Source organism: Caldicellulosiruptor kronotskyensis 2002 (genome assembly GCF_000166775.1).
In the GTDB taxonomy this organism is placed as follows: domain Bacteria; phylum Bacillota; class Thermoanaerobacteria; order Caldicellulosiruptorales; family Caldicellulosiruptoraceae; genus Caldicellulosiruptor; species Caldicellulosiruptor kronotskyensis.
The window spans coordinates 2,833,308-2,843,785 of record NC_014720.1 but is presented as its reverse complement, the minus strand read 5'-3'; the positions used below and the strand labels follow the sequence as shown (position 1 = coordinate 2,843,785).

Genomic DNA, 10,478 nt, shown 5'->3' with positions numbered 1-10,478 from the left:
TAATTTCCACAACCGAAAATATGTTTTATAATTTTTAGAAGCATTATTAAATATACCAAAAAAAATTATCCACATCAATAAGAAAATATATTTTGAGAATCAAATTTTCCACAGTGAAAAAATTGTCTACATCCTGTTAAAAGTCTGTGGATAAAAACTGTGGATATGTGGATTATTTTTGTGAATTAAATTTATTAAAATTGATTTTTCACATGTGGATATCTTGATTAACGATGGTTGACTTTTTTAAGAAGGATTGTCTTATGAAGGTGCAGAAAAAAGAATGAGTTTTAAAAAAGTAAGTAAACATAGTTTTTTCTGTGAAAAATTTTTTGAGTTATTTTTGAGGGTTTTTAAGTTTCGTGTTTACATAAATTGAGAAAATAGCTTGTCAAATAGCTTTTCAATCAAAATGTGCGGATTTGGCACGTTTTTCTTGATGTTTAGGATTAAACTGAGTAAAAGCCCTGTGAAAATTAAAATGCTTGTAAAAAACATTTCTTTTTGCAGATACCTTCTTTTTAAGATAAAATATTCTGTAGCAAAAAGTAGCATGTAAACAATAACTATAAATCCTATGTTCATGGCCTTTTTTCTCCTTTAATTTCATTCTTTCATCATACCAAATCGTCTTATGAAAGGCTTTACAACAATTGAGACCGAAACAGAATTTTTGTCAAAATTTAAAGGCTTTTTGTATGAAGAGTAATAAATATCGCCAAGGTGCAGAATATCGCAATTGAGTTCAAACGATTTTTTCAATACCTTCTGAACATCGTTTCTGATAGATTTACTAAACTCTTTTTTTATTTTTTCAACCAATGAACTTGAGATATAAGAGTTTGAATATTTTTCACCAAGGTTTGTCTCTGTGGTTATTTGCAGGGTGAAAAAAGCTTTACCAAGTTTTCTTTTAACATTGATGTTGCTCCCGCTTTGAATAAGTTCTAAAGAAAATATGTCTTTTCCAAGCTTTACGGGATATATCCCTCTTTTTATTTTACCAGCTGCCCACAAAAGTCCTCTTAACTCCTCGTGTGTAAGATACCCTACAAGTTTATAGTTGCTAAACACAGCCATTTTTTCTACGTAAAACATCTGTGATTGTGAAGATTGTTTTAATGGTGATTTTATTGTCACAAATGGGACAGGTGCAGTTTTTGACTTAGTATTTGACATCTTTTGAAACTCATATATGCTAATAGGAAGCGTTTTTGAGTTTGCAAAATAATTTTTTATTACATTTTCAAGTTCTTTTGCAGGTATTGACTCTATTGGGACATTTGAATTTAAGAATTTTTCAATGTCATCTGAAGTAACAATTAGATACGCATCTGGACGAAATTCATGATATCTTAAGAATATGTCAAGAACATTTTCAATTCCTTGATGTGCAACTTTTTCGCTAATAACAATAATCTTGTTGTGTGAAAAGAAAAGTTTTTTGTCTGACGAAAGTGTTGCATTTCGAATAGCATCAAATATGCTTTTGCCTGTTGAAGAAAAGCACCACACTCCTTTTTGCTGAGAACTGGAAGGTATATTTGTCGGAGTTTTGAGCACCTTTGGTTTTAATACCTGATATGTGAGTTTGAACTGTCCACTTTGGTTTTTGTCAATTCCAACTGCCTGAACAATCAATATATCGTTGAGTTCTTTTCTATTCCAGCAACCTGTCAGAAAGGCTAATGTTAATAAAATCAGTGTTAAATAAAATACAAACTTTTTCATTTTTTTCTCGCCCTCAGCTTTATTTTTGCAAATATAAGGGTAAAAAGCGGTATGAAAAATATGAAGATGTACGAGTACAGTGTAAAATACTTATAGCTCATAAACCTGTCAAGGGACAAAAAATTAGGAATTATATAAAAAACAAAGGGTGCAAGCACAGATGTAAAAGGAATTGCATATGCAAAATGGTCTGCAGTGTTTCTCAGCTCCTGCACTGTAGTAAGAAGAATGTACATGAAATATGTGATTTTAAGAAATATGCCCATTATCCAAATTGCCATGTGAAGCGATTCAAACCTTTCAAGAAACTCTGCAACACTTAACACTTTGATAGCAGAATAAAATGGAAATGAGAGCCTGCTTGCCTGGGTATAGCCAAAAAGAGAAAGTACTATGATTGTAATTGCAAGATAAAATATGTCAACCAGCAAGAAAGCAAGTGCAATAGTTTTTGTCATGTCTTTGATTGTACAGTTTTTGTTCTTGACTATATACGGGTTTATCATACCAATTGTGATTATTTCAGAACTAAGTGAACACAGGTATATTCCACCAAAGATAGACTGTGATATATTTTTCTCTAAAACAGGTTTTAAAGCTGCAGGGTCGAAAAATCTTAAAGATATTATCATAATAATTGCAAGACTCAAGATTGTAGCAAATGTTGTTATCTGGCCAAATCTTGCCAAAGGTTCTATCCCTTTTTTAAGTGCATAAAAACAGACAGTCAACATTGTCACTATGAAAAAAAGAATTGGTGTTTCTGGCATGACAGCTGTTGCCATGAACTCAACAAACTGTGCAACCTGTATTGCTGTGATGTGAAAGAAAAACCAGACATATAGGATAGACAAAACTATAGATAATCTTCCAAATACAATATTAAGGATATTTGTAAATGTCTGGTTTGGAAATAAAGAACAAAGATAAATAAGTGGCATTGATATTAAGATAGAAAATGGGTACATGAACACAACCGAAAGCCATACGTCCTGGTTTTTTGGTGGCGCATTGAATATTGGCAAGAATGTAAGAACCATAACTATTCTGTTTACAAAAAATAGACACAAAAACTGAGAATATGATATTTTTGAATTTGACATTTTACTGGTCTACCACCCAATCTTAGAAATTTTTATTGAAGATGATAGGTCGCTTTTTCAAAATTCGCCAAGGAAGTCTTACAAACACATCTCTGAGGTCATGGACTACCATTGGAGCTATTGGTGCAAGATAGTTTATTCCAAATGATTTTAAGCTACAAAGATGAATTATCATAAGAATCCATATAAGCATTATTCCGTAAAGTCCGCAGATAGCAGACATTACAACACACGCAAACCTTATGATTGTGACTGCGTCAGAGATTGCAGGAATCATAAAAGCGGATATTGCAGTAAATGCAACTGTTACAACCATTGGAGCCCCGATAAGTCCAGCTGATACAGATGCCTCACCAATAACAAGAGCACCAACAATAGAAATTGCCTGACCCACCGGCCGTGGAAGCCTTACACCGGCTTCTTTTAGTATTTCGTATATAACAAGCATTGTAAGGGTTTCTGCAAACGATGGAAAAGGTATTCCCGCCTGAGCACTTGCAATGCTAATTAAAAGCGATGTTGGTAAAAGCTCCTGGTGAAATGTTGTAACTGCAATGTACAGTGCCGGCAGGGTTGTTGCTACAAAAAACGAAAAGTATCTCAAAAGCCTTACAATGCTGTAGTAATAAGGTCTTGAATAGTAGTCCTCACTTGTCTGGAAAGCTTCAACGAAAAGGTAAGGAATGGTCAGAGCAAAAGGTGTTCCGTCAACAAGTATTGCAACCCTTCCTTCCATAAGTTTTCCGACAACCACATCTGGTTTTTCTGAGTTTCCGACAGTTGGAAAGATTGAATATTTGCCGTCTTCTATGAAAGATTCTATATACCCTGATTCGAGAATGTATTCCATATCAATCTTTTCAAGGCGTCTTTTTACCTCATCTACAAGTTCTTTTTTTGCAACGGATTCTATATAACATATTGCGATATCTGTTTTAGATATCTTACCAATCTTGATTGACTCAATCTTAAGTTTTGGGTCGCGTATTTTTCTTCTGATAAGCGCTGTGTTAGTTCTCAAGTTTTCAGTAAAACCTTCCCTTGGTCCTCTGACAACAACCTCTGTGTTTGGCTCTTCAATTCCGCGGGATTCCCATCCGCGCACAGATATCAAAAGACATCTGTCTACGCCATCAATAAAAAGTGCAACATCACCGCACAATATACAGTGAACTGTCTTTGCCCAGTCTCTCTCTTCTGTTATACAGTGACTGTACAGAATGTTTTCTTTTATGAAGATATACATCTCTTCACATGTAGATTGGTCCTTTTTATAAATACTGATATCTCTCATGAGCGGTTTTAAAATGTGTTCATTTATCACCATCTTGTCAACAAGCCCGTCTATCATGACAAGAAAAGATCTTATATTGCTGCTTCCAATCTTGAACTCTCTTATTATAAGGTCGCTAAAATTTCCAAATTCGTTTTTAATATTTTGAATATTTTGGTCATAAAACGGTGTAATTGAGTTTGAAATAGATCCTTTTTTCATATTTTTCTCCTGCATGATATTTTCTGATACTAATTTTGCCCTGCAAGTAAAAATATTATACCATCGAGGTTAATAGATGTTATAATTACTTATAAAGAAAGAGCATAAAACAACCCTTTGACTTTTTTGCATGATTTGGAGTATAATAAAATTTGTTTTATTATACGTTATAAGATTAGGAATAGAATGCAGCAGAAATTTTTTAGAGAGAGGAGGGCAGAATATGAAAAGGACATACCAGCCTCATAACAAGAGAAGAAAAAGAACACATGGATTTTTGGTAAGAATGAGAACCAAAGGCGGAAGAAAAGTATTAAAAAGAAGAAGACTCAAAGGTAGAAAAAGACTTGCAGTGTAGTGGAAGACCACTTTAGAATAAAAAAGTGGTCTTTTTACTTAAAATAAAGAATCAATTTCAATGAAAAATATATTAACAAGGAAAGAAAGTGAATGAACAAGTTTTATTCGCTAAAAAAAAATGATGAGTTTGAAGCGTGCATAAAAAGAGGAAGGTTTGCGGTTCAAGAAAAGGTTGTTGTGTATTCATTGAAGAACGGGCTTTCAATTAGCAGGTTTGGGATTTCAATGTCTGCAAAGCTTGGCAAAGCCACAGCGCGAAATCGGTTTAAAAGGATTGTACGGGCATGGATTTTAGAAAACATGGATAAAATCAAACAGGGGTTTGACATTGTGGTGATTGCGAGAAAGATTAAAGATGACAAAATAAAGGCAAGAGAGATTCATTTAAAAGATTTTAAAGATGACCTTGAAAAGGCTTTTAAAAGATTGAGGCTTTTGAAAGAGGAATGAAAGATGAGAGTAAAAAATTATATTTTACTAACATTAAAATTTTTGATAAGATTTTATCAGAAGTTTATATCGCCACTTAAATTAGTGCCAAGCTGCAGGTTTTACCCAACATGTTCTGAGTATACATTGCAGGCAATTGAAAAGTATGGATTTTACGGACTGTGGCTGGGATTTAAGAGAATTATAAAGTGTCATCCGTTTCATCCCGGTGGATATGACCCTTTGAAGTAGATAATAATTTATAAAAAGTTGGAAAATTAGAGGAGGAAAGAAATTTTGAACCCGACATGGCTTGATTTTTTAGCAATTCCGCTTGGAAGACTTTTAAAGTTCATATACGACTTTTTACACGGTGCACACATCCCAGGAAGCTATGGTATAGCTATCATACTTCTTACATTGATAGTAAGAGGGCTTCTTCTTCCTTTATATATAAAACAGATTCAATCAACATCCAAGATGGCAGAGGTTGCACCAAGACTTCAAGAGATACAACAGAAGTACAAAAACGACCAGAAAAAGATGCAAGAAGAGATGTTAAAACTGTATCAGGAAACAGGATACAATCCTGCAGGTGGGTGCTGGCCACTACTTATACAGATTCCTATTTTATTTTCACTGTACTATGTGTTTCAAAACCCGCTTGTGTACGTGCTTGGAAAATCTCATCAGTATGTCAAAGACCTCATAACAGGTGCAACAGGTTACAATATCACACAAAGGATTGTAAATGAGGCTCAAAAACTGGGACTTGACATGCACTTTTTCGGAATAAACCTTGCCCAGAAAGAACTTATAGTGCTCCCAATTTTGAGTGCTGTGTTCTCTTTCTTGTCAATCCTATATTCGATGAATAGCCAAAAAAAATTCAACCCGCAGTATTCTTCATCCCAGACAAATGCCATGGCTGAAGGGATGAACAGGAGCCTAATGATTTTCAGCCCTCTTATGTCTTACTTTATAGCCCTGCAGGTGCCATCTGGTCTTGTGCTTTACTGGACGGTATCAAACTTGTTCCAGATCTTGCAGCAGTTTATAGCAAATGAGGTTGTGTACAAAAAACTAAAACACAAAAAAGAGGAAGAAGAAAGAAAAAGGCAGCTTGAAAAACAGGCACAGAAGATGCAGGAGGTTGAAGGGAAACAAGAAAAAATTGAAAATGAAGATGAGTCTGAAACGGCTAAAGGCAAACACGAGAATTCTCAGGAAGAAGAACAGGAAAGAATAAGGAAAAAAGAGCTTGAAAAATTGAAACAACAAATTTCTGGTCAGCACAGAACAAGTAAGAAAAAGAAAAAGTAAAAAATTTCTTGTGCGGAGGAGAAATTTTTATGAAATGGGTAGAGAAAACTGCAAAGAGTGTTGATGAAGCAGTTGACCTTGCTTTAAAGGAGCTGGGGATATCACGCGATAAGGCTGAAATTGTGGTGATTGACGAGGGGGCAAAAGGAATTTTAGGGATAATTGGTGCGCGTCCTGCAAAGGTAAAGGTGATTGCAAAGCAGACACCTGAAGAGAAGATTGAGGAGTTTTTGAAAAGTGTGCTTGCTAACATGGATGTTAAAATTGACAGGATGGATATGGTAAGGGATGGCGAGTTTATAAAAGTAAATATTTTTGGAAAAAATACATTTAAGCTTATTGGCAAAGATGGTGAGGTGCTTGATGCTCTTCAGTTTTTAACAGGTGTAGTTGTAAACAGAGGAGTAAAAGAAGATGAGACTGTCAGGATTCTTCTTGATTGCCAAAACTTCAGAAAGAGAAAAGAAGAGCGACTAAGAAGACTTGCACTGTCGCTTGCAGACAAAGTGGCAAAAAGTAAAAAAAGTATTAAACTAAGACCTATGACTCCATACGAAAGAAGAATAATCCATACCACTTTGCAAAATCACAGGTTTGTCACAACATACTCAGAAGGAGAAGAACCGTACAGAAAAGTTGTAATTACATTAAAATAGATTGATATAGATTTTAAAAGCAGGGTAAAATACTTTTGCCCTGCTTTGTTTGTATTCTAAAAAGTTTTGTAAAAGAGGGGAAAGTAAGAGATGGAGTTTGACACCATTGTTGCAATTTCAACTCCAATTGGAACCGGCGGAATAGGAATTGTAAGAATATCTGGTAAAAATGCTTTTGATATTGCACAAAAGCTCATAAGAAGTAGAAAATACAAAACTGTAAAAGACATTCCTATAAGGTATGCAGCGCTTGTTGATGTATATGACGGTGATGAGTTTGTGGATGAGGCAATTTTGATAAAGTTTAAATCTCCCCATTCGTACACAGGTGAGGATGTTGTTGAGATTCAGAGCCATGGTGGCATGGTTGTGCTAAAAAGGATTTTAGAAGCTGCAATTAAGAACGGTGCGCGTCATGCCATGCCGGGTGAGTTTACAAAACGAGCGTTTTTAAACGGCAGGATTGACCTGTCTCAAGCTGAAGCTGTGATTGATATAATAAATTCAAAGACAAGGCTTTTGCAACAAAACGCTGCAAAACAGTTAAAAGGAATGCTAAGCCGGAGAATTGAAGAGATTTCTCAGCTTCTTTTGAACATGGTTGCATCAATTGAAGCGTCAATTGACTTTTCTGAACATGAGGTTGATGAGGTGTCGAAAGATGAAATTTTGTTCACAATTGATGCTGCGCTTGAGAAGATAGAAAAACTTATTAAATCGTATGAGACAGGAAAGGTAATAAAGAGCGGGATTTATACAGTTATAGTGGGAAGACCAAATGTCGGAAAATCTTCTCTTTTAAACAGGTTATTGAAAGAGGAAAAAGCAATTGTGACAGACATACCAGGAACAACACGAGATGTGATTGAAGAAGTTTTAGACATAGAAGGTGTTCCGATAATCCTTGCCGACACTGCAGGGGTAAGAAAAACAGAGGACATTGTTGAAAAAATTGGTGTTAAAAAGACATTGGAAAGTATCGAAAGAGCCGACCTTGTACTATTCATGGTAGAATCAAGCGGTATTTTGCAGGAGGATTTGGAGATTTTTGAGACTATCAAAAACAAGAGATTTATTGTCATTGTAAACAAGATAGACAAAGAAGTAAAAGTATCGCAAGATGACATTAAAAGAATTTTTGGAAAAGAGGGTATTTTCATATCTGTTGAGCATGACAAGAACTTGGAACTTGTTGAAAAGGCAATAGCAAACGAGGTTTTAAATCAAAACATTGAAACGCACGATAGTGTACTTATAACAAACCTTCGCCACAAAGAGCTTCTTTTAAAAGCAAAGGAATTTTTAGTCTCAGCAAAAGAAAACATATATGCTGTGCCTCTTGATATTCTTTCAATTGACATTAAAAACGCACTTGATAGTCTTTATCAAATAACTGGGAAAAATGTAACAGAAGATATGGTTGACAGGATTTTTTCGATGTTTTGTATTGGAAAATAAGGCTCTAAAAAGGAGGTAGGATTTAATATTATGGAATTTGTTGCAGGGGAATATGATGTTGCGGTGGTTGGAGCTGGACATGCAGGTATAGAAGCTGCGCTTGCGTCTGCTCGGCTTGGGCTAAAAACTATAATATTTGCTATAAACTTAGACTCTGTCGGCAACATGCCGTGCAATCCAAGTATAGGAGGAACTGGCAAAGGACACTTGGTTCGCGAGATAGATGCGCTTGGTGGTGAGATGGGGAAAGCTGCAGATGCAACAGCTATTCAGGTAAGGATTCTGAACAGGGCAAAAGGTCCTGCAGTGTATTCACTGCGAGCACAGTGTGATAGAAGCCGCTACAGACTATATATGAAAAGAGTGCTTGAAAATCAAGAAAACCTTGACGTAAGGCAAGCAGAGGTGTGTGAGGTTTTAGTTGAAGATGGTCGTGTAAAGGGTGTGAAAATAACAACAGGTGCAGTTTTTTTAGCAAAAGCTGTTGTGCTTGCTACAGGTACTTTTCTTGGTGGAAGAGTAATTATAGGAGAAACTGTTTTTGATAGTGGTCCTGACGGTATGCATCCAGCAAGGTACTTGACAGAAAACCTCAAAAAACTTGGGATTGAGATGATGAGGTTTAAAACTGGCACACCTGCACGTGTTCACAGAAGGTCTTTGGACTTTTCAAAGATGCAGATTCAGCCAGGAGACGAAAAGCCTTTGCCCTTTTCTTTTGAAAATGAAGATAATTTCATTATTGAACAAGTGCCTTGCTATTTGACATACACAACAGAGGAAACTCATAGAATAATAAGAGAAAACCTTCACAGGGCACCACTTTTTACAGGTCTTATTTCTGGGGTTGGACCAAGATACTGTCCTTCGATTGAAGATAAAATTGTAAGGTTTGCAGACAAACCAAGACATCAGGTGTTTATTGAACCTACAGGTATTGACACAGACGAGATGTATGTACAAGGTATGTCAACATCTTTGCCAGAAGATGTGCAAGTAAAAATGTACAGAAGTGTAATAGGGCTTGAAAATGTCAAGATAATGCGACCAGCATATGCAATAGAGTACGATTGTATAAATCCACTTCAGCTTGAGCCTACACTGCAATTTAAAAAAATTAAAGGACTTTTTTCTGCAGGGCAGATAAATGGGACATCAGGGTACGAAGAGGCTGCTGCTCAGGGAATAATTGCAGGTATTAACGCTGCAATGTATGTCAAAGGCAAAGAAATGCTCATTTTGGACAGGTCACAAGCTTACATTGGAGTGCTGATAGACGACCTTGTGACAAAAGGAACAAATGAACCTTATAGAATAATGACATCAAGAGCAGAGTACAGACTAATTTTGAGGCAGGACAATGCAGACCTTCGTCTTACTGAAATTGGCTACAAGATTGGGCTTATATCACAGCAAAGGTATGAAAAGTTTCTGCAAAAGAAAAAGATGATAGAAGATGAGATTAACAGGGTAAAAAATACTATAATAGCACCAAGCGAAAAGGTAAATAAGCTTTTGCTGCAAAAAGGTTCATCACCGATTTCGACAGGTGTTAGGCTATCTGACCTGTTAAAGAGACCTGAGCTTTCGTATGAGGATTTGAAGGAGATAGACATAAATCGACCTGACCTTCCGTGGTATGTCCAAGATGAGGTTGAAATTGAGATAAAATACGAGGGATATATCAAAAAACAACTTGAGAGAATTGAACAGTTCAAAAAGCTTGAAAACAAAAAGATACCTGAATGGGTTGACTATAACAAAATAGCTGGGCTTTCGACTGAGGCAAAACAAAAACTTTCACAAATAAGGCCTGCTTCAATTGGCCAAGCTTCAAGAATTTCTGGTGTTTCACCGGCAGATATCTCTGTTCTTCTTATCTGGCTTGAGACTGCAAAAAATGTTAAGAAAGATTAATTATAA

At 35.7% G+C, this 10,478-nt stretch carries 11 protein-coding genes; 7 read left to right on the top strand and 4 right to left on the bottom strand.

From position 1 onward, the window contains the following. Window positions 1-366 precede the first annotated feature (366 nt). Genes CALKRO_RS13045 through CALKRO_RS13030 form a run of 4 tightly spaced genes read right to left on the bottom strand, consistent with a single transcriptional unit; the run spans window position 367 to window position 4,329 of the window. Complete coding sequence (locus tag CALKRO_RS13045) at window positions 367-585, bottom strand: hypothetical protein (protein WP_013431448.1); 219 nt, start codon at window positions 583-585, stop codon at window positions 367-369. Between the two features lie 21 nt (window positions 586-606). Beyond that, window positions 607-1,731 (bottom strand): Ger(x)C family spore germination protein, encoded by a 1,125-nt coding sequence (locus CALKRO_RS13040; RefSeq protein ID WP_013431447.1) that lies wholly within the window; start codon window positions 1,729-1,731, stop codon window positions 607-609. Next, entirely contained in the window at window positions 1,728-2,834 is a 1,107-nt protein-coding gene (locus tag CALKRO_RS13035; RefSeq protein WP_013431446.1) for a GerAB/ArcD/ProY family transporter, read from the bottom strand. The genes CALKRO_RS13040 and CALKRO_RS13035 overlap by 4 nt, the downstream gene beginning before the upstream one ends. Window positions 2,835-2,856: 22 nt before the next feature. After that, window positions 2,857-4,329: a spore germination protein gene (locus tag CALKRO_RS13030; protein ID WP_013431445.1), complete on the bottom strand. Its 1,473-nt coding sequence runs from the start codon at window positions 4,327-4,329 to the stop codon at window positions 2,857-2,859. Between the two features lie 223 nt (window positions 4,330-4,552). Between CALKRO_RS13030 and rpmH the strand changes: the two genes are divergently transcribed. The 7 genes from rpmH to mnmG all read left to right on the top strand — a co-directional run bounded on the left by rpmH (window position 4,553) and on the right by mnmG (window position 10,472). Further along, window positions 4,553-4,687, top strand: coding sequence for a 50S ribosomal protein L34 (gene rpmH, locus CALKRO_RS13025; protein WP_013291559.1), 135 nt, complete (start codon window positions 4,553-4,555; stop codon window positions 4,685-4,687). 92 nt (window positions 4,688-4,779) lie between these two features. Beyond that, window positions 4,780-5,139, top strand: a complete 360-nt coding sequence (rnpA, locus tag CALKRO_RS13020) for a ribonuclease P protein component (protein WP_013431444.1) — start codon at window positions 4,780-4,782, stop codon at window positions 5,137-5,139. A gap of 3 nt (window positions 5,140-5,142) precedes the next feature. After that, a complete protein-coding gene (gene yidD / locus CALKRO_RS13015) occupies window positions 5,143-5,370 on the top strand; it encodes a membrane protein insertion efficiency factor YidD (protein ID WP_013431443.1) in 228 nt (75 codons plus the stop codon). Window positions 5,371-5,415: 45 nt separating this feature from the next. Next, the gene (gene yidC / locus CALKRO_RS13010) at window positions 5,416-6,441 is read left to right on the top strand and encodes a YidC/Oxa1 family membrane protein insertase (protein WP_013431442.1); all 1,026 of its coding nucleotides are present in this window, start codon (window positions 5,416-5,418) and stop codon (window positions 6,439-6,441) included. 29 nt (window positions 6,442-6,470) lie between these two features. Continuing rightward, window positions 6,471-7,097: an RNA-binding cell elongation regulator Jag/EloR gene (jag, locus tag CALKRO_RS13005; protein WP_013431441.1), complete on the top strand. Its 627-nt coding sequence runs from the start codon at window positions 6,471-6,473 to the stop codon at window positions 7,095-7,097. Between the two features lie 90 nt (window positions 7,098-7,187). Beyond that, a complete protein-coding gene (gene mnmE / locus CALKRO_RS13000; RefSeq protein ID WP_013431440.1) occupies window positions 7,188-8,555 on the top strand; it encodes a tRNA uridine-5-carboxymethylaminomethyl(34) synthesis GTPase MnmE in 1,368 nt (455 codons plus the stop codon). 30 nt (window positions 8,556-8,585) lie between these two features. After that, window positions 8,586-10,472, top strand: a complete 1,887-nt coding sequence (gene mnmG / locus CALKRO_RS12995) for a tRNA uridine-5-carboxymethylaminomethyl(34) synthesis enzyme MnmG (RefSeq protein WP_013431439.1) — start codon at window positions 8,586-8,588, stop codon at window positions 10,470-10,472. Window positions 10,473-10,478 lie beyond the last annotated feature (6 nt).